Annotated in this window: 19 protein-coding genes; 10 read left to right on the forward strand and 9 right to left on the reverse strand. The window is 59.9% G+C overall.

Annotated features, from left to right (window positions below; all coding sequences use genetic code 11):
* Positions 1–270 precede the first annotated feature (270 nt).
* The 7 genes from CLU80_RS10725 to bioB form a co-directional block, all read right to left on the reverse strand.
* Positions 271–2,076, reverse strand: coding sequence for a phenylacyl-CoA dehydrogenase (locus tag CLU80_RS10725; RefSeq protein ID WP_099757346.1), 1,806 nt, complete (start codon positions 2,074–2,076; stop codon positions 271–273).
* A gap of 274 nt (positions 2,077–2,350) precedes the next feature.
* Positions 2,351–2,647, reverse strand: coding sequence for a pyrroloquinoline quinone biosynthesis protein PqqE (locus CLU80_RS10730; RefSeq protein WP_093429944.1), 297 nt, complete (start codon positions 2,645–2,647; stop codon positions 2,351–2,353).
* Positions 2,648–2,754: 107 nt separating this feature from the next.
* Entirely contained in the window at positions 2,755–3,435 is a 681-nt protein-coding gene (gene bioD / locus CLU80_RS10735; RefSeq protein ID WP_095050294.1) for a dethiobiotin synthase, read from the reverse strand.
* Positions 3,432–4,241 carry a malonyl-ACP O-methyltransferase BioC gene (gene bioC / locus CLU80_RS10740; RefSeq protein WP_099757347.1) on the reverse strand — a complete coding sequence of 270 codons (810 nt, stop codon included), beginning with the start codon at positions 4,239–4,241 and terminating at the stop codon, positions 3,432–3,434. Before bioC ends, bioD begins: the two co-directional genes overlap by 4 nt.
* Positions 4,234–4,965, reverse strand: coding sequence for an alpha/beta fold hydrolase (locus CLU80_RS10745; RefSeq protein WP_099757348.1), 732 nt, complete (start codon positions 4,963–4,965; stop codon positions 4,234–4,236). The genes bioC and CLU80_RS10745 overlap by 8 nt, the downstream gene beginning before the upstream one ends.
* The gene (gene bioF, locus CLU80_RS10750) at positions 4,958–6,136 is read right to left on the reverse strand and encodes an 8-amino-7-oxononanoate synthase (protein ID WP_099757349.1); all 1,179 of its coding nucleotides are present in this window, start codon (positions 6,134–6,136) and stop codon (positions 4,958–4,960) included. The genes CLU80_RS10745 and bioF overlap by 8 nt, the downstream gene beginning before the upstream one ends.
* Before the next feature lie 161 nt (positions 6,137–6,297).
* Positions 6,298–7,353 carry a biotin synthase BioB gene (gene bioB / locus CLU80_RS10755; protein WP_038363255.1) on the reverse strand — a complete coding sequence of 352 codons (1,056 nt, stop codon included), beginning with the start codon at positions 7,351–7,353 and terminating at the stop codon, positions 6,298–6,300.
* A 91-nt stretch (positions 7,354–7,444) separates the two neighbouring features.
* On the opposite strand from bioB, the gene CLU80_RS10760 reads away from it, so the two are divergent.
* The 5 genes from CLU80_RS10760 to rarD all read left to right on the forward strand — a co-directional run bounded on the left by CLU80_RS10760 (position 7,445) and on the right by rarD (position 13,337).
* Positions 7,445–8,179 carry a ComFC family protein gene (locus CLU80_RS10760; RefSeq protein WP_099757350.1) on the forward strand — a complete coding sequence of 245 codons (735 nt, stop codon included), beginning with the start codon at positions 7,445–7,447 and terminating at the stop codon, positions 8,177–8,179.
* 182 nt (positions 8,180–8,361) lie between these two features.
* Entirely contained in the window at positions 8,362–9,126 is a 765-nt protein-coding gene (locus CLU80_RS10770) for a TOBE domain-containing protein (protein ID WP_099757351.1), read from the forward strand.
* Between the two features lie 70 nt (positions 9,127–9,196).
* Positions 9,197–11,098 carry a PhoX family protein gene (locus CLU80_RS10775; protein ID WP_099757352.1) on the forward strand — a complete coding sequence of 634 codons (1,902 nt, stop codon included), beginning with the start codon at positions 9,197–9,199 and terminating at the stop codon, positions 11,096–11,098.
* Positions 11,099–11,268: 170 nt separating this feature from the next.
* On the forward strand, positions 11,269–12,243 hold the full coding sequence (locus CLU80_RS10780; protein ID WP_093429937.1) for a serine/threonine protein kinase: 975 nt from the start codon (positions 11,269–11,271) through the stop codon (positions 12,241–12,243).
* A 206-nt stretch (positions 12,244–12,449) separates the two neighbouring features.
* Positions 12,450–13,337 (forward strand): EamA family transporter RarD, encoded by an 888-nt coding sequence (gene rarD, locus CLU80_RS10785; protein WP_093429936.1) that lies wholly within the window; start codon positions 12,450–12,452, stop codon positions 13,335–13,337.
* 223 nt (positions 13,338–13,560) lie between these two features.
* Here rarD and CLU80_RS10790 read toward each other — a convergent pair whose 3' ends face one another.
* Complete coding sequence (locus CLU80_RS10790; protein WP_093429935.1) at positions 13,561–14,079, reverse strand: glycine cleavage system transcriptional repressor; 519 nt, start codon at positions 14,077–14,079, stop codon at positions 13,561–13,563.
* Between the two features lie 504 nt (positions 14,080–14,583).
* Between CLU80_RS10790 and CLU80_RS10795 the strand changes: the two genes are divergently transcribed.
* On the forward strand, positions 14,584–16,761 hold the full coding sequence (locus tag CLU80_RS10795; RefSeq protein ID WP_099757353.1) for a malate synthase G: 2,178 nt from the start codon (positions 14,584–14,586) through the stop codon (positions 16,759–16,761).
* Between the two features lie 533 nt (positions 16,762–17,294).
* On the opposite strand, the gene CLU80_RS10800 is transcribed toward CLU80_RS10795, so the two are convergent.
* A complete protein-coding gene (locus CLU80_RS10800) occupies positions 17,295–17,741 on the reverse strand; it encodes a response regulator (protein ID WP_095050287.1) in 447 nt (148 codons plus the stop codon).
* A 259-nt stretch (positions 17,742–18,000) separates the two neighbouring features.
* On the opposite strand from CLU80_RS10800, the gene CLU80_RS10805 reads away from it, so the two are divergent.
* From CLU80_RS10805 to CLU80_RS10820, 4 genes are all read left to right on the forward strand, one after another.
* On the forward strand, positions 18,001–19,935 hold the full coding sequence (locus tag CLU80_RS10805; protein WP_353616979.1) for a DUF294 nucleotidyltransferase-like domain-containing protein: 1,935 nt from the start codon (positions 18,001–18,003) through the stop codon (positions 19,933–19,935).
* On the forward strand, positions 19,932–20,639 hold the full coding sequence (locus CLU80_RS10810) for a 3'-5' exonuclease (RefSeq protein ID WP_099757355.1): 708 nt from the start codon (positions 19,932–19,934) through the stop codon (positions 20,637–20,639). Before CLU80_RS10805 ends, CLU80_RS10810 begins: the two co-directional genes overlap by 4 nt.
* Before the next feature lie 349 nt (positions 20,640–20,988).
* On the forward strand, positions 20,989–21,465 hold the full coding sequence (locus CLU80_RS10815) for an RNA polymerase sigma factor (RefSeq protein WP_286079728.1): 477 nt from the start codon (positions 20,989–20,991) through the stop codon (positions 21,463–21,465).
* Positions 21,462–22,436: a FecR domain-containing protein gene (locus CLU80_RS10820; RefSeq protein WP_099757357.1), complete on the forward strand. Its 975-nt coding sequence runs from the start codon at positions 21,462–21,464 to the stop codon at positions 22,434–22,436. The genes CLU80_RS10815 and CLU80_RS10820 overlap by 4 nt, the downstream gene beginning before the upstream one ends.
* Positions 22,437–22,558: the final 122 nt, after the last annotated feature.

Consider the following 22,558-nt stretch of genomic DNA (forward strand, 5'->3'; position numbering starts at 1 on the left):
TGCTTCACCCTGACGTTGTTGTTATGAGTTCGCCGGGCGAGAGGCGTCGTGAAACAGGACAGGATTTCTCGTGAGCGCCGGTTAATCTGCGCAGTGCAATTAATTGGCCACCCTTCCGAGAAACATTTTGAATCAATAAACGCTCGGGCTGCGCGCTGTCAGCTCACCGTTTCTGCTGGGGAAACGTCCCCAGTGTTGGGGGTAAATCCAGCGCAAAAAAAACCGCTGCCCCCGAAAGAGCAGCGGTTTTTCAAAAGACCGCGTTAAGGCTTAGTAGCCCAGTGCGAAGTCTTCTTCTTTCATGTCCATAAGGTTGTTGGCGCCCGACAGCATGGTGGCCACGTGAGTACGGGTGCGTGGCAGGATGCGCTGGAAGTAGAAGCGCGCGGTTTGCAGCTTGGCGGTGTAGAACGCCGCTTCGCCACTGCCTTCTGCCAGCTTCTCGGCTGCTACACGCGCCATGTCGGCCCAGAAGTAAGCCAGGCAGGCATAACCGGAGTACATCAGGTAATCCACGGAGGCCGCGCCGACTTCTTCGCGATCTTTCATGGCAGCCATACCGACCTTCATGGTCAGCTCGCCCCATTCCTTGTTGATCGCCGCCAACGGTGCGACGAACTCTGCAACGGCTTCGTTGCCTTCGTTGTTCTGGCAGAACTTGTGGACGATCTTGGTGAAGCCTTTCAGGGCCTCGCCTTGCGTCATCAGCACTTTACGGCCCAGCAGATCGAGTGCCTGGATACCGGTGGTGCCTTCGTACAGCATCGAAATGCGGCTGTCGCGAACGTTCTGCTCCATGCCCCACTCGGCGATGAAGCCGTGGCCGCCGTAGATCTGTACGCCGTGGTTGGCGGATTCAAAACCGACTTCGGTCATGAACGCCTTGGCGATCGGGGTCATGAAGGCCAGCAATGCGTCGGCTTTCTTTTTCTCTTCTTCATCGACGCCGTATTTGACGATGTCGACCTGTTTGGCGGTGAAGTACACCATCGCACGGTTGCCTTCGGCGAAAGCCTTCATGGTCAACAGCATGCGGCGTACGTCAGGGTGCACGATGATCGGGTCAGCGGCTTTGTCCGGCGCTTTCGGGCCAGTCAGGGAGCGCATTTGCAGACGGTCGCGAGCGTATTTCAGACCGCCCTGGAAACCGATTTCGGCGTGGGCCAGACCTTGCAGCGCGGTACCCAGACGTGCGGTGTTCATAAAGGTGAACATGCAGTTCAGGCCTTTGTTCGCCGGGCCGATCAGGTAACCGGTGGCGCCGTCGAAGTTCATCACGCAAGTGGCATTGCCGTGGATGCCCATCTTGTGTTCCAGCGAGCCGCAACTCACTGCGTTGCGTGCACCGACGGTGCCATCAGCATTGGGCATGAACTTTGGAACGATGAACAGCGAGATGCCTTTGGTGCCGGCCGGTGCATCCGGCAGGCGGGCCAGTACGATGTGGACGATGTTATCGGCCATGTCGTGTTCACCGGCCGAGATGAAGATCTTGGTGCCGGAGACTTTATAGGAACCATCGGCCTGAGGTTCGGCCTTGGTGCGCAGCATGCCCAGGTCGGTGCCGCAGTGCGGTTCGGTCAGGCACATGGTGCCGGTCCATTCGCCGGAAACCAGTTTGGTCAGATAGGCTTCTTGCTGCTCAGGGGTGCCGTGCTCGGAGATGGTGTTCATCGCACCGTGCGACAGGCCTGGGTACATGCCCCACGACCAGTTGGCTTCGCCAACCATCTCGCTCACTGCCAGACCCAGCGACTCCGGCAAGCCTTGGCCGCCGTGCTCAACGTCGTGCGCCAGGCTTGGCCAGCCGCCTTCGACGAATTGCTTGTAAGCCTCTTTGAAGCCGGTCGGGGTTTTCACGCCGGACTCGCTCCAGGTGCAACCTTCGAGGTCGCCCACGCGGTTCAGCGGCGCCAGTACCTGCTCACAAAACTTGGCGCCTTCTTCGAGAATGGCGTCAACCATGTCTGGAGTTGCGTCTGCGCAAGCCGGAAGGCTCTGATAGTGCGCTTCGTAGCCGAGCAGTTCGTCACGAACGAAGCGAATATCACGCAAGGGGGCCTTGTAGTCAGGCATAGCGATAAACCTCTGCTGATGTAACCGGGAATGAACGACCGTGTTGATTTGTTGTGACGGTCAAACAGTTGTTTGAAACATACGTTTACGCCGAAATCTTGTCAAGCATCGATCTTTTGCCGTTCGTCATCGCATCTTTCAAACGCCGGACACAGCAAACCGCCATGCGCTCGATCGAGTCACGGGTGCTGAAAAAAGATTAGTTGAGGGAGAAGGACTTACAACGAAAAACGCCGCGACAAAGCGCGGCGTTCAGGGTGTAGATGGCGAAAAATCAGGCGAAGGTGTCGATGATCGTACCGAGCATTTCGTCGGAAGCTTTGGCGACTTTTACGCCCAGCTCCACCTGAAATTTGCCTTGGGCCATTTGCACCATGTCGCTGCCCAGGTCCATTTGCTGGCTGCGATCAACGCCACGCAGACGATCGACCTGCGCTTCCGAAGACTGGCTGGTGACCGAACGCTCAATGGTGTTGTTGGCAATCTGGCTGGCGGCCTGATCAACGCGGTTCTGCCCGCTCTGAATCGAGCTCAGACCTGCATAAAAAGCTGTGTTACCGGAGATTTCCATAACAGTTCTCATCCTTGGGAAGGATCAATGGCGCCATTGAACCAGAGGCGCCAGAAAAACACCCGTCAAAAACACTAATGGCACAGTGCCTGCCCATAGAGAAAAGCTTAGTCGAGCAGATCCAGTTGCAAATGATCCGCTACCGCTTCGGCACTCAAGCTCTTGAGTTTCGGCACGCGCCCAAGGCATGGCGCCGGAATTCGCTCGGCCAATGTGGCGAGGTTCTCCTCAAGCCGCGAAGTCTTCGGATCGATGATATTCGCCACCCACCCGGCCAGTTGCAGGCCATCACGGGCAATCGCCTCGGCCGTCAGCAAGGCATGACTGATGCACCCCAGCCGCACACCCACCACCAGAATCACCGGCAGCTTCAACGCAATCGCCAGATCCGACAGATTGTCCTGATCCGCCAACGGCACCCGCCAGCCACCCGCGCCCTCGATCAAGGTGAAATCGGCGTTCATCGCCAGAATCTCGCGCATCGGCGCCAGCAACGATTGCACGGTCAACGCTACTCCGGCCTCACGCGCTGCCAGGTGTGGAGCGATCGCAGGCTCGAACGCCACGGGATTGACCTGTTGATAAGTCAGCGGCAGCGAACATTCGGCCAACAGCGCCAACGCATCGGAATTGCGCAGCCCCTTCGGCGTCACTTCGCACCCTGAGGCCACCGGTTTGCCCGCCGCGGTACTCAAGCCTGCTGATCGCGCCGCATGCAGCAACCCGGCAGCCACGGTGGTCTTGCCGACGTCAGTGTCCGTTCCGGTGATGAAATAGGCTGCGCTCATACGGGTTTCTCCAACACGGCGTAGACCACCTGATAAGTCGCCGGCAATCCCGACGCTTCACGGAACTGCTCGTAAGCTTCCACCAGCCCGAGAATCCGCGCCCGCCCGGTCAAACCGCCCGGCCGCCCCGGATTCAGATTGTGCGCACCCAAGGCCTTCAATTCATGGGTCAGGCTGCGCACATCGGGGTAATGCAGCACGTGAGGCTGATTATCCAGGCTCAACGTACGCAAGCCACTGGCCGTACACAGTTGCTCATAACGGGTGAACTCGCGGAAGCGGTTGACGTGCACCATCCCGTCGACCTGCCGCCAACTGTCGCGCAACTCGAACAGCGTCCCTACACAAAGACTAGCAAACGCAAAAATCCCACCCGGTTTCAGTACGCGAAAGGCTTCGCTGAGCACCGCATCGAAGTCCGCGCACCATTGCACCGCCAGGCTAGAAAAGATCAAGTCGCAAGTCGAGTCCTGCAACGGCAGACGCTCCGCATCGCCAGCAATGAAGTAATCAGCGCCGCCCAACGGCCGCGCGTGATCGAGCATGCCCTCGGCAATGTCCAGCGCCAGACCATGGCCCTCGGCAAAATGCGCGGCCAGTGCCCGGGTGAAATAACCGGTGCCACAGCCCAGATCCAGCCAGCGCGACGGTGAAAAATCCGCCGGCAAGCGTTGAAGCAATTGTGTACCAACATCACGTTGCAACTCGGCGACGCTGTCGTAACTGGCCGCAGCGCGGGAAAAAGAGGCCGCGACCTGACGTTTGTCAGGCAAGCCGCCGGGCAGCACAAGAGACAAATCAGTCATCACCGCACTCATGTAGAAAAGCCTGGATAGCGCCCGCCAGTCCGTGGGGGTCTTCCAGAAGAAAGGCATGGCTGGCCTGTTCGATCAGACCGATTTCGATATCCGGCAACAGGACGAACAACGCCCCCGCCGCTTCCGCCGGGACCAGGCCGTCCTGTCCGGCGAACAGATGAAATTGCGGGCCGCGAAATGCTTGCAGTGCTTCGCGGGTGTCCAGTTGCGCGAGCAATTCCAGGCCCGCCATCAACGCCGACGGCGCCGTGTGCGGTGCGCCGCCGAGCATCAACCGCGACAAGCCGCGCGCATCTTGTGCACCTTGAGCACAGAGCAGCGAAAAGCGTTTGAGGGTCAGCCGGGGATCGGCCTGGCAACCGGCGAGAAATGCATCGAAGGTCTCGCCCGGCATCGCGGTCGGCCACTGTTCATGGGCAACGAAGGAAGGATTGCTCGCCAGCGTCAGCAATCCGCAGCAACGCTCGCCACGGCGCGCCGCCAGTTCGGTCGCGAGCATGCCGCCCAGCGACCAGCCACCGAGCCAGACGTCTTGTGGAATGCGTTCATCGAGTTCATCGAGCCAGTCTTGCAGGTCACTGGAATCCAGCTCCGGCAGCGGCTCGATTTCCACTTTCAGATGCTCGTCGAGCCCTTGCAAAGCGGCGGCCAGAGGCTCCATCGGCGACACACCGAGGCCCCAGCCGGGCAACAGAATCAGGCGATTACGCATGGCTTGGCTCCGACGACAGTTGGGCAAAGCAATCGGCCAGTCCCTCTAACAATAGCTGCACCTGCGCTTCGTTGTGGGCGGCGGTCAGGGTCACGCGCAAGCGCGCGCTGCCGGCGGGCACGGTCGGAGGGCGGATGGCGGTGACCATCAGCCCACGCTCGCGCAACATCAGCGAAAGACGTACCGCGCGCCCGGCATCGCCAATCATGATCGGCTGGATCGGCGTGAAGCTGTCCATCAGCTCCAGACCGATCTGCTCGGCGCCCTGGCGGAACTGGCGGATCAAGGTCTGCAGATGCTCACGGCGCCAGTGTTCAGTGCGCAGCAGCTCCAGACTTTTCAGGGTCGCGCAGGCCAGCGCTGGTGGCTGGCTGGTGGTGTAGATGTACGGACGGGCGAACTGGATCAGGCTTTCGATCAACTCTTCATTGCCAGCAACAAATGCCCCTGCCGTGCCGAACGCTTTACCGAGGGTGCCAACCAGTACCGGCACATCTTCCTGGCTCAAACCGAAATGCTCGACGATGCCGCCGCCGCTCGCACCGAGCGGCCCGAACCCATGAGCGTCATCGACCATCAGCCACGCGCCTTTGGCCTTGGCTTCACGAGCCAATGCCGGCAGGTCAGCGAGGTCGCCGTCCATGCTGAACACACCGTCAGTGACCACCAGCGTATTGCCGATGGCTTTCTCAAGACGCTTGGCCAGGCTCACCGCGTCGTTGTGCAGATAACGATTGAAACGCGCGCCGGACAACAGACCCGCGTCCAGCAGCGAAGCGTGATTGAGGCGATCTTCCAGCACCGTATCGCCCTGCCCGACCAGCGCCGTAACGGCGCCAAGGTTGGCCATGTAGCCGGTGGTGAACAGCAGCGCACGCGGTCGACCGGTGAGATCGGCCAGCGCTTCTTCCAGAGCGTGGTGCGGGCCGCTGTGGCCAATCACCAGATGCGAGGCACCGCCACCGACGCCCCAGCGTTCAGCACCGGCGCGCCAGGCTTCGATCACTTGCGGATGATTGGCCAAGCCCAGGTAATCGTTGTTGCAGAACGCGAGCAATAGTTTGCCGTCGACCACCACTTCAGGCCCCTGCGGGGACTCAAGCAGCGGTCGCTGGCGATAGAGATTTTCGGCACGACGGGCAGCAAGGCGTGCGGCGAGATCGAAAGACATGCAGGCCTCGACTTTCAAGTGACACAGATCCCTTGTGGGAGCGAGCCTGCTCGCGAATAGGCCTTCACATCCAACATCAATGTCGACTGAGGCACCGCTTTCGCGAGCAAGCTCGCTCCCACAGGGGTTTTGCATTCCTTCAGAGGAATCCGCGCAGCTTTTTACACTGCGGCGTTGTAGAACTGCTCACTGCTCTTCTGCTCCACCAGCGCCTGCTCGATCGCGGCCTGATGCACCTCATCGGAATGCTCTTCACGGGCTTCCGGTTGAATACCCAAACGCGCAAACAACTGCATGTCCTTGTCCGCCTGCGGGTTGGCGGTGGTCAGCAGTTTGTCGCCGTAGAAAATCGAGTTGGCGCCGGCAAAGAAAGCCAGGGCCTGCATCTGCTCATTCATCGCTTCGCGGCCGGCGGACAGGCGCACGTGGGATTGCGGCATGAGAATGCGCGCCACGGCGAGCATGCGGATGAAGTCGAACGGGTCGACGTCTTCAGCATTTTCCAGCGGCGTGCCGGCAACTTTCACCAACATGTTGATCGGCACCGATTCCGGATGCTCCGGCAGGTTGGCCAACTGGATCAGCAGATTGGCGCGGTCATCCAGCGACTCGCCCATGCCGAGAATGCCGCCGGAGCAGATCTTCATCCCCGATTCACGCACATAGGCCAGCGTTTGCAGACGTTCGCTGTAAGTACGGGTGGTGATGATGCTGCCGTAGAACTCCGGCGACGTGTCGAGGTTGTGGTTGTAGTAATCGAGCCCGGCCTTGGCCAGTGCTTCGGTCTGATCCTGGTCGAGACGGCCAAGAGTCATGCAGGTTTCCAGGCCCATGGCCTTCACGCCTTCGACCATTTTCAGCACGTACGGCATGTCTTTCGCCGACGGATGTTTCCACGCCGCGCCCATGCAGAAACGTGTCGAACCGATAGCCTTGGCGCGTGCCGCCTCTTCGAGGACCTTCTGCACTTCCATCAGCTTTTCTTTTTCAAGACCGGTGTTGTAGTGACCGGACTGCGGGCAGTACTTGCAGTCTTCCGGGCAGGCGCCGGTCTTGATCGACAGCAGTGTCGACACCTGAACGCGGTTGGCGTTGAAATGTGCGCGGTGCACCGTTTGCGCCTGGAACAGCAAGTCGTTGAATGGCTGTACGAAGAGTGCTCTGACTTCGGCCAGAGACCAGTCGTGACGCAGGGTGGCGGTGGTGCTCGCGCTCATGGGTAGTTCCTTGGTTATGCTTGGCTGGCGGCTGCGGGAATGGAATACCCACAGGCGCGACACGGATGTTCGGCATATTTAAGGAAGAGTCATGCGCTGTCAACCACGATGCGAAGGACAGGTTTACATCTGTTTAAATAATGTACAGATCTGCTTACTTTGCGATGAGCCGGCAGAAGCAGAAATGCCAATCTGCGTGGCCTGCGAAACGGATTTGCCCTGGCTCGGCGACCACTGCCAGACCTGCGCCCTGCCACTCTCTGCCGCCGACCTGACCTGTGGCGAGTGCCTGCTAGAGCCGCCGGCGTTCGAACAGGTGGTGGTGCCGTGGCGCTACGGCTTCCCGGTCGACAGTTTGATTACGCGTTTTAAACACAACGCAAAATGGCCGTTTGGTCACCTGCTCGCCGACGTTCTCGGGCAATACCTGCAACATCGCTTCGATGAGGGGTTGCCGAGGCCTGATGTGTTGTTGCCGGTGCCGCTGGCGAACAAACGTCTGCGTCAACGCGGGTTCAACCAGGCTGCGATGCTGGCGCGCTGGTTGAGTCAGTCACTGGATCTGCCGTGCGAAGAACGGGTTCTGCGGCGAATCAAGGATACCGATGCTCAGCAAAATCTCGATGCCAAGGCGCGTAAAGGTAATCTGCGCAATGCTTTCAGCCTGATACCCGACTCCGATGTGAAAGGCCGGCATCTGGCGTTGATCGATGATGTGCTGACTACGGGTGCCACTGCCCAGGCAATCGCCCGGTTACTGATGAACGCAGGCGCTGCACGGGTCGATGTCTATTGCCTGGCCCGCACGCCAAAACCCGGAACCTGAGCCAGCACAATCCCTGTAGGAGTGAGCCTGCTCGCGATAGCGTCATCATTGCCAACATTTATGCTAACTGATCCACCGCAATCGCGAGCAGGCTCACTCCTACAAGGGATCTCGGCTCGACTTGACTCTCGCGTCGCTAGCGGCCAACTTCCACGTCCACCGCCACAAAAAAGCACCCATCCATGTCCATGCCTTCCCTGCTCTCCCAGCACATCGTCCGCCGTCCGCAGCGCATCGCCCTGCTGCAACATATTGCCGAACAGGGCTCGATCACCCGCGCGGCGAAAAGTGCTGGCCTGAGCTACAAAGCGGCATGGGACGCCATCGATGAGCTGAACAACCTCGCGCAGAAACCGCTGGTCGAGCGCGCCGTCGGCGGCAAGGGTGGCGGCGGTGCGAAACTCTCCAGCGAAGGCGAGCGCGTTTTGCGCCTGTACCAAAAACTGCAGGCCTTGCAGGCTCAGGTGCTGGAGGCAGCGGAAGACGCCAGTGATCTGGATCTGCTCGGTCGTTTGATGCTCAGAACCAGCGCACGCAATCAGTTGCACGGCAAGGTCGTGGCGATCGAAGCGCAGGGCCGCAATGACCTGATCCGTCTCGAACTGGCCGAAGGCCTGTGCCTCGACGCGCAGATCACCCATGACAGCACCGTGCACCTGGAGCTGCAAGCCGGCACCGAAGTGGTCGCCCTGATCAAGGCCGGCTGGCTGGAATTGCTCAGCAATGAGCAGCCTGCAACGTTTGGTCACAATCTTCTCAACGGCACCATCGAAGCGATCCTCGACGCCGAGGATGGCCCGAGCGAAGTGCGCATTGCCCTGCCCAACGGCCATATCCTCTGTGCCCTGGCGGAACCGTTGGACCTGCGCACTCGCGGGTTGGGCATCGCACAACCAGTGCAGGTGCAGTTTTCGCCGTCCAACGTGCTGCTCGGCACGCCGCTGTAATCAGGCGCTGCAACGAAAGCGTCATCGACGCTCATTAAGGTGGCTGCCAAAACCAAGCAGGGAGCCTGATGTGAGCCTATTAGAAGAAAACCAATCCACTGACCTGGAAAAAATGGTCGGCCTCAGCCGTCGCGGTTTCATCGGCGCCGGCGCGCTGTGCGGCGCGGCGATGTTCCTCGGCGGCAGCCTGTTGAGCCGCAGCGCGCTGGCCACTGGCGTCAGTGCCGGCAACAGCCGTCTGCTCGGTTTCGAGAGTATTCCGGCGGCAACCACCGACGTCATCACACTGCCCAAAGGCTACAAGTCTTCGGTGCTGATCAGTTGGGGCCAGCCCCTGCAAAAGAACGGCCCGGCCTTCGACCCGAGTGGCAACGGCACCGCTGCCGCACAGGAAGTGCAATTCGGCGACAACAACGACGGCATGAGCCTGTTCGCCTTCCCCGACGACCGCAATCGCGCGCTGATGGCGATCAACAACGAATACACCAACTACCGCTACCTCTATCCGCACGGCGGCATGCCGCAATCGGCCGAAGACGTGCGCAAGGCGCTGGCCTGCGAAGGCGTCTCGGTGATTGAAGTGCAACGCAAGAACGGTCAATGGCAGTTCGTTCAGGGTTCGCGCTACAACCGCCGCATTCACGGCAACTCACCGCTGCGCATCAGCGGCCCGGCTGCCGGTCACGACTTGATGAAAACGGCGGCCGACAAACACGGCAAGAAAGTCCTCGGCACCTTCCAGAACTGCGCCAACGGCAAAACGCCGTGGGGTACTTACCTGACCTGCGAAGAAAACTTCACCGACTGTTTCGGCAGCAGCAATGCCCAGCAACAGTTCGACCCGGCGCAGAAGCGTTACGGTGTCTCCGTCGCCAGCCGCGAGATCAACTGGCACCCGTACGACCCGCGCTTCGACATGGCGAAAAACCCCAACGAACTCAACCGACACGGCTGGGTGGTCGAGATCGATCCGTTCGATCCGCAATCGACCCCGGTCAAGCGCACAGCGCTGGGCCGCTTCAAGCATGAAAACGCCGCACTGGCCGAGACCGACGACGGTCGCGCCGTGGTGTACATGGGCGACGACGAGCGTGGCGAGTTCATCTATAAATTCGTCAGCCGCGACCGCATCAACCATCGCAACGCCAAGGCCAACCGCGACATCCTCGATCACGGCACCCTGTACGTGGCCAAGTTCGATAATGGCGACAGCAACCCCGACCACCCGAAAGGCCAGGGCCAGTGGATCGAGCTGACCCACGGCAAAAACGGCATCGACGCCAGCAGCGGTTTCGCCGATCAGGCCGAAGTGCTGATCCACGCGCGCCTCGCCGCCAGCGTGGTTGGCGCGACGCGCATGGACCGTCCGGAGTGGATCGTCGTCAGTCCGAAGGACGGTCAGGTCTATTGCACCCTGACCAACAACGCCAAGCGCGGCGAAGACGGGCAGCCGGTGGGCGGGCCGAACCCGCGCGAGAAAAACGTCTACGGGCAGATTCTGCGCTGGCGCACCGACCGTGAGGATCACGCCTCGAAGACGTTTGCCTGGGATCTGTTTGTGGTCGCTGGCAACCCGGGCGTGCATGCCGGGACGCCGAAGGGTGGCTCGAAGAACATCACCCCGCAGAACATGTTCAACAGCCCGGATGGTTTGGGTTTCGACAAGGCTGGGCGTTTGTGGATTCTCACCGATGGTGACTCGAGCAATGCCGGGGATTTTGCCGGGATGGGCAATAACCAGATGCTTTGCGCCGATCCCAAGACCGGTGAAATTCGCCGGTTCATGGTCGGGCCGATTGGTTGTGAGGTGACGGGGATCAGTTTCTCGCCGGATCAGAAAACCCTGTTTGTCGGGATTCAGCATCCGGGGGAGAACGGCGGGTCGACCTTCCCCGAGCATCTGCCGAATGGCAAGCCGCGGTCTTCGGTGATGGCGATCACTCGCGAGGATGGTGGAATCGTCGGCGCCTGACAGGCCCTCATCGCGAGCAGGCTCACTCCTACATTTGGAATGCGTGCGTTCCCCTGTAGGAGTGAGCCTGCTCGCGATAGCGTCAGCACAGACACCAACCACCTCCCCCGCTGCCATCTGCGCTACCATGCTGGGCCGGACGCGGCAGCCTGCTGCGCGCAGGAGTCAGCATGGCCCACCCGTTTGAAACCCTCACCCCAGACCTCGTGCTCGATGCCGTTGAAAGCATCGGTTTCCTGAGCGATGCGCGCATTCTCGCGCTCAACAGCTACGAAAACCGCGTCTATCAGGTCGGCATCGAAGACTCCGAACCGCTGATCGCCAAGTTCTACCGCCCGCAACGCTGGACCAACGAAGCCATCCTCGAAGAACATCAATTCACCTTCGAACTGGCCAACGTCGACATCCCGGTGGTAGCGCCGCTGATCCACAACGGCGAAACCCTGCACGAGCATGCCGGTTTCCGCTTCACCCTGTTCCCGCGTCGCGGCGGTCGTGCGCCGGAGCCGGGCAACCTTGATCAGCTGTATCGCCTCGGCCAGTTGCTCGGGCGCATCCACGCGGTCGGCGCGACCAAGCCGTTCGAACACCGTGAAGCCCTCGCCGTGCAGAACTTCGGCCATGCCTCGCTGAACACCTTGCTTGAAGGCAACTTCATTCCAAAAAGCCTGCTGCCGGCCTACGAGTCTGTCGCCCGCGACCTGCTTAAACGCGTGGAAGATGCCTACGCCAATACGCCGCACCAGAACATCCGCATGCACGGCGATTGCCACCCCGGCAACATGATGTGCCGCGACGAGATGTTCCACATCGTCGACCTCGACGACTGCCGCATGGGCCCGGCGGTGCAGGACATCTGGATGATGCTCGCCGGTGATCGTCAGGAATGCCTGGGGCAGTTGTCGGAATTGATGGATGGCTACAACGAGTTCCACGACTTCGATCCGCGAGAACTGGCGCTGATCGAGCCGCTGCGCGCCTTGCGCCTGATGCACTACAGCGCCTGGCTGGCGCGGCGCTGGGATGACCCGGCGTTCCCGCACAGCTTTCCGTGGTTTGGCACCGAGCGTTATTGGGGTGATCAAGTGTTGGCGTTGCGTGAGCAACTGTCCGCGCTGAATGAAGAGCCACTGAAACTCTTCTGATCACCACCTCCTCCTTGTAGGAGTGAGCCTGCTCGCGATAGCGCTTTGTCAGTCGACGTAAATGTTAAATGTCAGACCGCGATCGCAAGCAGGCTCACTCCTACATTTGTTCGGTGTTCACAATTTCCCGACCATTGCGCTACGGCATTCGTAGACAAATATCCTTACAATCCCTCCTTTGTTAGCTGCCTAAGCAAGGATTCTGCATGCAAGCCGCCAACCCGCGTCGCGGGTACATTCTGGGCCTGAGTGCCTACATCATCTGGGGCCTGTTCCCGATCTACTTCAAAGCCATCGCCGAAGTGCCGGCCGTTGAAATCATCATCCATCGAGTGCTGTGGTCGGCGCTGTTTGGTGCGTTGTTGCTGATGGTGTGGAAACATCCGGGCTGGTTGCGCGAACTGCTCGACAACCCTAAACGTTTGGCGATTCTGGCCTTGAGCGGCACGTTGATCGCGGCCAACTGGCTGACCTACGTGTGGTCGGTGAATAACGGGCGCATGCTGGAAGCGAGCCTCGGTTACTACATCAACCCGTTGGTAAACGTGCTGTTGGGCATGTTGATTCTCGGCGAACGCTTGCGCCGGATGCAGTGGCTCGCGGTCGGCCTGGCGGCGGTTGGTGTGGCGCAGCAGGTGTGGCAGGTCGGCAGTCTGCCGTGGGTATCGCTGGTGCTGGCGTTGACGTTCGGCTTCTACGGTCTGATCCGCAAACAGGCGCCGGTCAAGGCGTTACCGGGGCTGGTGGTGGAAACCTGGATGCTGGTACCGATCGCAATTGCCTGGTTGCTGTTCAATCAGACCGCGACCAGCGCCCAACCGGAGTTCTGGACCACCTCGCAAGCCTGGTGGCTGGTAGCGGCCGGCCCGGTGACATTGGTGCCGCTGGTGTGTTTCAACGCTGCCACGCGTCACTTGCCCTACACCACCATCGGCTTCCTGCAATACCTGGCGCCGACTTTGGTGCTGCTGCAAGCCGTGCTGCTGTTCGGTGAGCATCTATCGTCCAGCACATTGGTGGCGTTTATCTTCATCTGGGCCGGCCTGGCCGTTTACAGCGTCGACGCGGTGATCAGTTTACGCCGGCGCAGCTGATCAAAAAACGTACAAACCCTCACAGGCCATGGTTCTCGTGGCCTGCATCGTTCCTTCCCAAGGTTATCCACAGCGTGATCCCCGCCGTTTGTGTGCAAGTCACTGAATGTTGGCGATTTTTTGATCAGCTCCGCGCAAGCCCCGGCCGGCTTGGCGCTGCGCCCGGTCTCTACAGGTTATCCACAGGCAGGTGCACGTTAAAACTGGATAACCCGGTCAGCGCTTAACTGTCTGTGCGTAACACCAGTTCGACCATCAGATCATCGGCCAGGGTTTCCAGCCGCGACTGCAATACATCCAGCGACAGGGTTAGCGGTACCGCGAGAATCGCTTCGGCGTGGAACAGCGGTTCGCTGCTCATCGGTGCCGGACGCACTTCAGTCACCAGCCGCTCAAGGTTGACGCCCTGCTCGCTCAACAGCCGGGTGATGTCGCGAACAATGCCGGGCCGGTCATTGCCCACCAGTTCCATGGCGATCGGTTTCCAGGTACAGGATTGTTCGATACCGCTCTCGGCGATCAGCACGCGAATGCCGTGCGTCGACAATGCTTGTAAGGCATCGACTAATTCGTCGTAAGCCTCTGCCGGCACCCCCACCCGAAGAATCCCGGCGAACTGCCCGGCCATCCGCGACATGCGGCTTTCCAGCCAGTTACCGCCGTGTTCGGCAATGCATTGGGCGATGCGCTCGACCTGCCCGGGCTTGTCCGGGGCGAATACGGTGAGTACGAGATGGTCCATGGCGCAGCCCTCTTGTCATGACTTTTGTTATAGAAGGGGGAAGTATAGGCAAGGGTCAATTTTGCGTTGAGGCGACCGACGCTTTCGCGAGCAAGCTCGCTCCCACAAAAACCGGTGCCATAGCAGCCAATTACTATTTATGTGTACAACTTTTTATATTTAGCTGGAACAATCCATCTGTTTTTTGAGAACATCCCGTTCCGCGATGTGACCGCAATGCGACATGAGGTCGCAGAACGACGTAATTAGTCTGATTTTCACAAGCGCAACTCATCATGTAGTATGCCGCAGCGCGCACTACATAACGCTGAATCGATGTCTGCCCAAAGCCTGTTCGCAACCCTGAAAGCCCCGTCAGCAAGGCCCCAAGCCGTTGATTGGTCCCAGCCCAGCCGCCAGCAATGGCATGTACTGGTCGGCAGGTTTGTGGTTTAAATGGCCAGAGGCTTCATTGTCAAATTGAAGAGCTGAAAAGCGAAATAGCTGAGCAGAGTGAGGCAAGCAATGACTGAACACGTTCAAGTCGGTGGCCTGCAGGTCGCCAAAGTCCTGTTCGACTTCGTGAACAACGAAGCCATTCCCGGTACCGGCCTCACCGCCGAAAAATTCTGGGAAGGTGCCGACAAGGTCATTCATGACCTGGCGCCGAAGAACAAAGCCCTACTCGCCAAACGCGATGACTTCCAGGCTCGCATTGATGCCTGGCACCAGGAACGCAACGGTCAGGCGCACGACGCCGTGGCCTATAAAGCCTTCCTGCAAGAAATCGGTTATCTGCTGCCAGAAGCGGCTGATTTCCAGGCAACGACGCAAAATGTCGATGATGAAATCGCCCGTACCGCCGGCCCGCAACTCGTGGTGCCGGTGATGAACGCCCGCTTCGCTCTCAATGCCTCGAACGCCCGCTGGGGTTCGCTGTATGACGCCCTCTACGGCACCGACGCGATCAGCGAAGACGGTGGCGCGGAAAAAGGCAAAGGCTACAACAAGGTGCGTGGCGACAAAGTCATCGCCTTCGCCCGTGCCTTCCTCGACGAAGCCGCACCATTGGCCGCAGGTTCCCACGTCGATTCGACCGCCTACAAAATCGCTGACGGCAAACTGCTGGTCACCCTCAAGGGCGGCAGCAACACCGGCCTGCGCGACGATGCACAACTGATCGGTTTCCAGGGCGACGCCAACGCGCCAATCGCCATTCTGCTGAAACACAACGGTCTGCACTTCGAAATCCAGGTCGACGCCAGCACCCCGGTTGGCCAGACCGACCCGGCCGGCGTCAAAGACATCCTGATGGAAGCGGCCCTGACCACCATCATGGACTGCGAAGACTCCGTGGCTGCCGTCGATGCCGACGACAAAGTGGTGATCTACCGTAACTGGCTCGGCCTGATGAAGGGCGATCTGTCGGAATCCGTTTCCAAGGGCGGCCAGACCTTCACCCGCACCATGAACCCGGATCGCACCTACACCGCGCCAAATGGCGGTGAAGTGACGTTGCACGGTCGTTCGCTGTTGTTCGTGCGCAACGTTGGCCACTTGATGACCATCGACGCGATCCTCGACAGTCAAGGCAACGAAGTGCCGGAAGGCATCCTTGACGGTCTGGTCACTTGCCTGGCGGCGATGCACAACCTCAACGGTAATACCTCGCGTCGTAACACCCGCACCGGCTCGGTCTACATCGTTAAACCGAAGATGCACGGCCCGGAAGAAGCAGCGTTCACCAACGAGCTGTTCGGCCGCATCGAAGACGTGTTGGGCCTTACGCGCAACACCCTGAAAGTCGGGATCATGGACGAGGAGCGCCGCACCACGGTCAATCTCAAGGCCTGCATCAAAGCGGCCAGCGAGCGCGTGGTGTTCATTAACACCGGTTTCCTCGACCGCACTGGCGACGAAATCCACACCTCCATGGAAGCCGGCCCGGTGGTACGCAAGGCCGACATGAAGGCTGAGAAGTGGATCGGCGCTTACGAAAACTGGAACGTCGATATCGGTCTGAGCACCGGCCTGCAAGGTCGCGCGCAAATCGGTAAAGGCATGTGGGCGATGCCAGACCTGATGGCGGCGATGCTCGAACAGAAAATCGCGCACCCGTTGGCCGGTGCTAACACCGCTTGGGTGCCGTCGCCGACTGCTGCTGCGCTGCACGCGCTGCACTACCACAAGGTCGACGTGTTCGCCCGTCAGGCCGAACTGGCCAAACGTGCTCGCGCTTCGGTAGACGATATCCTGACCATTCCGCTGGCGGTCAACCCGAACTGGACGCCTGAGCAGATCAAGAACGAACTGGACAACAATTCCCAGGGCATTCTTGGCTATGTGGTGCGCTGGATCGACCAGGGCGTGGGTTGCTCGAAAGTGCCGGACATCAATGACGTCGGCCTGATGGAAGACCGTGCCACGCTGCGTATCTCCAGCCAGCACATCGCCAACTGGCTGCGCCACGGTGTAGTCACCGAAGCGCAAGTGATGGAAAGCCTCAAGCGCATGGCGCCGGTGGTGGATCGTCAGAACGCCAACGACCCGCTGTACCGTCCGCTGGCACCCAACTTCGACAGCAACATCGCCTTCCAGGCGGCGGTCGAACTGGTGATCGAAGGCACCAAACAGCCGAACGGCTACACCGAGCCGGTGCTGCACCGTCGTCGTCGCGAGTTCAAGAAGGCCAACGGCCTGTAACTTGCGCTGAATGCCGGACATGAAAAAGCCCTGATCGAAAGATCAGGGCTTTTTTGTTTGTGCTGTGGATTGGATTTTTGTGGTGGGCTTGAAATCCATCCCCCCTCACCCCAGCCCTCTCCCCCAGGGGGGAGAGGGGGAAAGGGAGCAGATCTGTATGCTTTTCAAAATCTGAGCTCGACTCAGGAATTGCCAAGGGTAGAGGGGAAAGGGAGCCGATCTGTATGCTTTTCAAAATCTGAGCTCGACTCAGGAATTGCCAAGGGTAGAGGGGAAAGGGAGCCGATCTCTGTGCTTTTCAAAATCTGAGCTCGGCTCAGGAATTGCCAAGGGTAGAGGGGAAAGGGAGCCGATCTCTGTGCTTTTCAAAATCTGAGCTCGGCTCAGGAGTTGCCAAGGGTAGAAGGGAAAGGGAGCCGATCTTTGTGCTTTCAAAACCGGAGTTCGACTCGGGAATCTCAGGTCGGTATACCTCAAACATTCACCGCGGTCAGTCCCCTCTCCCTCCGGGAGAGGGCTAGGGTGAGGGGCTCTTAGGGTTCAATCCCCAATTCATGTTTCACCAACTCCAACAACTTGCCCGTATCAATCGGCTTGAGCAGAAAATCCACCACGCTCAAATGCATCGCCGCGATCGCGTCTTTCACATCGGCATCGCCCGAGACAATGATGATCGGCATCGCCGCCCTTACCGACTCACGCACCTGGCGGATCAGCTCAAGGCCACCGACATGGCCCATGCGCAGATCGGTAATCACCAGCCCGATCGAAGGTTTTTCTTCGAGCATCTTCAGCGCCGTCTCGCCACTGGCTGCGGTCATGCAACGAATGCCATCCAACGCGAGAATCTCCGACAACAGCTCTCGGGCGTCCTTGTCGTCATCGACGATCAGTACACGCTGCGGCGGCAAATCGGGTTCGAGCATTACAGCGCTGAGCGCTTCACGCTCGGCGTCGCTCAAAATATCGTGGTCGGACATGGCGTTCTCTACGTTTTCAAATCAATCACCTGGCACAGTCGTCAGACATCGCTAAGCAGAGCTTCAATGTGCACTTCGTCGGATTTTTTTCCAAGAGGCTGGCGGGCGAATTTCCGACTGTTTTTGTAGGGCACTTCCCAAATGTGCCGAACGGCATGGCAAACCTAGACTTACGTCCAATGGGCACCCCGCCCGCAGGGGTCGACCATGGCCAGAACGATCCGACAACAACAATTCGAAAAAGACTGCGGTAATGGTTATGAGTAAAGCGGACGCCTTCACCCAGGCAGGGAAAACCGCGGTATTGCAGAACATTCAGGGCACCCTGCAATTCCTCCAGCGCTTCCCGCCCTTCAATCAGATGGAACACGCCCACCTGGCTTATCTGGTGGAGCAATGTCAGCTGCGTTTCTACGGCCAGGGCGAAAGCATCATCAAACCCGCCGACGGCCCGGTTGAACACTTCTATATCGTCAAGCAAGGTCGGGTGGTCGGCGAACGTCAGCACATCACCAAGCCCGGCACCGAGACCACGTTTGAAATCACCACCGGCGAATGTTTTCCGCTGGCCGCATTGCTCGGCGAACGCGCGACGCGCACCGAGCACCTTGCGGGCGAAGACACTTTCTGCCTGCAACTGAACAAACTGGCGTTCATCAAACTGTTCGCCCTCTCCAACGCCTTTCGCGATTTCGCCTTGCGCGGGGTAAGCAGTCTGCTCGATCAAGTCAATCAGCAAGTGCAGCAGAAAGCCGTGGAAACCCTTGGCACCCAGTATTCGCTGAACACCCGACTGGGCGAACTGGCGATGCGTCACCCGGTGACCTGCAGCCCCGACACGCCATTGCGTGAAGCGGTGAAGCTGATGCACGAGCAACAGGTCGGCAGCATCGTGGCGGTAGATGAACACAAAGCCCCGCTGGGGATTTTCACCCTGCGCGATCTGCGTCATGTCGTGGCTGCGGGCGTCGGTGATTTCAGCGAGGCCATCGAGCGCCACATGACGCCTTCGCCCTTTTATCTTTCGCCGGATCACAGTGCGTTCGATGCGGCGATTGCCATGACCGAACGGCACATCGCGCATGTCTGTCTGGTCAAGGATCAGCGTTTGTGTGGCGTGGTCTCAGAGCGTGATCTGTTTTCGCTACAACGGGTCGACCTGGTGCATCTAGCCCGGACGATTCGCAGCGCCCAACGCGTCGAACAGCTGGTCGGTCTGCGCGGTGAGATCGGCCAACTGGTCGAGCGCATGCTCGCTCATGGCGCGTCGTCGACGCAGATCACCCACATCATCACCTTGCTAAACGATCACACCGTGTGCCGGGTGATCGAGCTGACCCTCGCGGAAAAAGGCGACCCCGGCGTGCCATTCAGTTGGTTGTGCTTCGGCAGCGAAGGCCGTCGCGAGCAGACGCTGCACACCGATCAGGACAACGGCATTCTGTTCGACGCCCGCGATGCTGCGCATGCAGCAGAGATTCGCGGCAAGCTGCTGCCGATTGCGCAGCAGATCAACCAGAGTCTGGCGCAGTGCGGTTTCACTCTGTGCAAGGGCAACATCATGGCCGGCAATCCCGAGCTGTGTCTGTCGCGGGCAGAATGGGCGCGGCGCTTCGCGGCGTTTATTCGTGAGGCAACGCCGGAGAATCTGCTCGGTTCGAGTATTTACTTCGATCTGCGCGTGGTCTGGGGCGATGAAAAAGGCTGCGAACAATTGCGCCGTGGCATTCTCGATCAGGTCGGCGACAACCGTTTGTTCCAGCGCATGATGGCCGAGAACGCCCTGCGCAATCGTCCACCGGTGGGCCGTTTCCGTGAGTTTGTGCTGGCACGCAAGAATGGCGAGAAAGCCACGCTGGACCTCAAGGTGCAGGGGCTGACGCCGTTCGTGGATGGCGCACGATTGCTCGCGCTGGCTAACGGTATCGACGCCAACAATACCCTCGAGCGCTTCCGTCAGTTGGTCGAGAAAGAAGTCATCGAGCGACTGGATGGCGCGGCGTATGAAGAGGCCTATCACTTCATACAGCAGACGCGCATGCAGCAGCATCAATTGCAGACGCGGGAGAACCTGCCCTATTCCAACCGCGTCGACCCGGACAGCCTCAATCACCTCGACCGGCGCATCCTGCGTGAATCCCTGCGCCAGGCTCAGCGTCTGCAAAGTAGCCTGATGTTGCGGTATCAGCTATGAGCCTGTTCTCGTGGCTGCGCCCGGCGAGTGCGGTGGTGCCGGTGGATTTTCAGCAGCGTCTGGCGCAGCTGCCGACGATTACCGAGCTGAGCGAATGCACACTGCGCGAACAACGCTGGGTGGTGCTGGATCTGGAGACCACCGGGCTGAATCTGAACAAGGACCGTGTGTTGTCGATTGGCGCGGTGGTGATCGAGGACGGCGCGATCGATTTCAGTCAGCAGTTCGAACGCACGCTGCAATGTCGCGAGCTGAAGCTCAGTCCCAGCGTGTTGATTCACGGGTTGGGGCCGAATGCGATTGCGGCGGGCAGTGAGCCGGTCGAGGCGTTGCTGGAACTCCTGGAATTTATCGGCGACAGCCCGGTGCTGGCGTTTCATGCGCCGTTTGATCAGCACATGCTCGGGCGTGCGCTGAAGGAACATCTGGGGCACAAGTTGCAGCAGGTGTTCCTGGATGTCGCCGACATTGCACCGCTAGTGTGCCCGCAAGCGAACATTCGTGAGGCCGGGCTGGATGAGTGGATCGACTGGTTCAAGCTTGAGGTGTTCGAGCGGCATAACGCGAGTGCCGATGCGCTGGCCACTGCAGAGTTGGCGTTGATTCTGTTCAGTCGGGCGCGGGGTCAGCAGATTCATAGTCCGTTGAATTTGCAGCAGCGGTTGAGTCAGTGGAAGCGGCGGCAGCAGACGCCTTCGTTTTAAATCAAAAGCCCCTCATCGGAACGCCGCCCGCCCAGCCCTCTCCCCGAGGGAGAGGGAGCCTACCGAGGTGTCTCGGGTTTTCCATCGACCTGAGAAACCGAGTCGATTATGGATTCAGCAGAAATCTTTCACGTCGGTGTATTGCGACAATATCCCCCAATCGGTCCCCTCTCCCTCCGGGAGAGGGCTAGGGTGAGGGCCAGCCTTTAACGCCCACCTGACCAGTGGCCAATTGCTAACCATTCCCACCTCTGCCACAATCGCGAACAATTCGCGTTAGTTAATATTTCCCAATCGGTGATGTCCGGTGTCGTCAGTCCCAAGCCCTAACAGTGAGCTCGTCGGTGCGATGTATCGTGACCATCGCGGTTGGCTGCTGGCGTGGCTGCGGCGCAATGTGGCCTGCCCGCAACGTGCCGAAGACCTGAGCCAGGACACCTTCGTCCGCCTGCTCGGTCGCGACGACATGCTGACACCGCGCGAGCCACGCGCCTTTCTGGTGGCGATCGCCAAAGGCTTGCTGTTCGACTACTTCCGCCGCGCGGCGCTGGAACAGGCCTACCTCACCGAACTGATGCTGATCCCCGAAGGCGAACAACCGTCGGTGGAAGAACAGCAAATGATCCTCGAAGACCTCAAAGCCATCGACCGCTTGCTCGGCAAACTGTCGACCAAGGCCCGCGCCGCGTTCCTTTATAACCGCCTCGATGGCTTCAGCCATGCCGAGATCGCCGACAAGCTCGGCGTCTCGGTGCCGCGCGTGCGCCAGTATCTGGCCCAGGGGATTCGTCAGTGCTACATCGCGCTGTACGGAGAGCCGACGTGAGCCCGGCCAGTTCCAGACCGGTGCCGGCGCATGTGCTGGACGCGGCGATTGCCTGGCAACTGACCCTCGATTCGAGCAGCCCGCTGGAGCGTGAGGAATTCGCCAAATGGCATGCGGCCCATGAAGAGCACGCCCGCGCATGGCGGCAACTGGGCATGCTCGATCAGCGTTTCAGCGTCGCCAAAGGCCCGGCGCGCACTGCACTGCTGCAATCACGCGAAGGCATTCGCCGACGGGTACGCAAGCTCGGCAGTGGGCTGGCCAGCGTTGTGCTGCTGGTCGGTGTGGGGCTGTTCGCCAGCGAACGCTTTCTGCCGCTGGATTACTGGCTCGCCGATCAACGCACCGCGACCGGTGAGCAGCGCACTGTGCGTCTGGCTGACGGCACCGTGCTGAATCTGAACACCCACAGTGCGGTGGATGTGCGGTTCGATGAGAAGCGCCGGTTGATCGTCTTGCAGGAAGGCGAAATTCTTGTCGAAACCGGGCATGGCGATGCGCGCCCTTTTATCGTCGAAACCCGCGAAGGCAGCATGCGCGCGCTGGGTACGCGGTTCCTGGTCAAGCGTGAAGACCAAGGCACGCGCCTGAGTGTGTTGCAGTCGGCGGTCGCGGCGCACCCGCAATCCAACCCTGATGAGCAAATTCTCCATGAAGGCCAGCAAGTGCTGCTGCGCCGTGATGGATTGGGTTCGATCGTCGCGCTCAACCCCGGCGCCGATGCCTGGACGCGCGGCATGCTGGTGGTCGATAACGCGCGGTTGGGCGATTTGGTGCACGAGCTCGGGCGTTATCGTCGCGGGTATCTGGGCGTGGCACCGGACGTGGCTGACCTGCGGATTACCGGTAGCTTCCCGCTGCATGACACCGATAAGGCCCTGAGCGCATTGCTGCCGACCCTGCCGGTGCAGATCGAGCGGCATACGCCGTATTGGGTCACAGTCGCTAAGGCCGAGCCCTCCTCCCTTTGACCTGATCGTTCCCACGCTCTGCGTGGGAATGCAGCTCGGGACGCTCTGCGTCCCTGCCGAAGCGGACGCAGAGCGTCCATTGAGGCATTCCCACGCGGAGCGTGGGAACGATCAAGCCCGCA

Origin of the sequence: Pseudomonas sp. 29, from assembly GCF_002754355.1 — a bacterium.
In the GTDB taxonomy this organism is placed as follows: Bacteria; Pseudomonadota; Gammaproteobacteria; order Pseudomonadales; family Pseudomonadaceae; genus Aquipseudomonas; species Aquipseudomonas neuropathica.

Excerpts from the sequence above, each read along its gene's own strand:
- CLU80_RS10725 (WP_099757346.1), bottom strand. The coding sequence starts at position 2,076 with ATGCCTGACTACAAGGCCCCCTTGCGTGATATTCGCTTCGTTCGTGAC.
- CLU80_RS10730 (WP_093429944.1), bottom strand. The coding sequence starts at position 2,647 with ATGGAAATCTCCGGTAACACAGCTTTTTATGCAGGTCTGAGCTCGATT.
- bioD (WP_095050294.1), bottom strand. The coding sequence starts at position 3,435 with ATGAGCGCAGCCTATTTCATCACCGGAACGGACACTGACGTCGGCAAG.
- bioC (WP_099757347.1), bottom strand. The coding sequence starts at position 4,241 with ATGACTGATTTGTCTCTTGTGCTGCCCGGCGGCTTGCCTGACAAACGT.
- CLU80_RS10745 (WP_099757348.1), bottom strand. The coding sequence starts at position 4,965 with ATGCGTAATCGCCTGATTCTGTTGCCCGGCTGGGGCCTCGGTGTGTCG.
- bioF (WP_099757349.1), bottom strand. The coding sequence starts at position 6,136 with ATGTCTTTCGATCTCGCCGCACGCCTTGCTGCCCGTCGTGCCGAAAAT.
- bioB (WP_038363255.1), bottom strand. The coding sequence starts at position 7,353 with ATGAGCGCGAGCACCACCGCCACCCTGCGTCACGACTGGTCTCTGGCC.
- CLU80_RS10760 (WP_099757350.1), top strand. The coding sequence starts at position 7,445 with ATGCGCTGTCAACCACGATGCGAAGGACAGGTTTACATCTGTTTAAAT.
- CLU80_RS10770 (WP_099757351.1), top strand. The coding sequence starts at position 8,362 with ATGTCCATGCCTTCCCTGCTCTCCCAGCACATCGTCCGCCGTCCGCAG.
- CLU80_RS10780 (WP_093429937.1), top strand. The coding sequence starts at position 11,269 with ATGGCCCACCCGTTTGAAACCCTCACCCCAGACCTCGTGCTCGATGCC.
- rarD (WP_093429936.1), top strand. The coding sequence starts at position 12,450 with ATGCAAGCCGCCAACCCGCGTCGCGGGTACATTCTGGGCCTGAGTGCC.
- CLU80_RS10790 (WP_093429935.1), bottom strand. The coding sequence starts at position 14,079 with ATGGACCATCTCGTACTCACCGTATTCGCCCCGGACAAGCCCGGGCAG.
- CLU80_RS10795 (WP_099757353.1), top strand. The coding sequence starts at position 14,584 with ATGACTGAACACGTTCAAGTCGGTGGCCTGCAGGTCGCCAAAGTCCTG.
- CLU80_RS10800 (WP_095050287.1), bottom strand. The coding sequence starts at position 17,741 with ATGTCCGACCACGATATTTTGAGCGACGCCGAGCGTGAAGCGCTCAGC.
- CLU80_RS10805 (WP_353616979.1), top strand. The coding sequence starts at position 18,001 with ATGAGTAAAGCGGACGCCTTCACCCAGGCAGGGAAAACCGCGGTATTG.
- CLU80_RS10810 (WP_099757355.1), top strand. The coding sequence starts at position 19,932 with ATGAGCCTGTTCTCGTGGCTGCGCCCGGCGAGTGCGGTGGTGCCGGTG.
- CLU80_RS10815 (WP_286079728.1), top strand. The coding sequence starts at position 20,989 with ATGTATCGTGACCATCGCGGTTGGCTGCTGGCGTGGCTGCGGCGCAAT.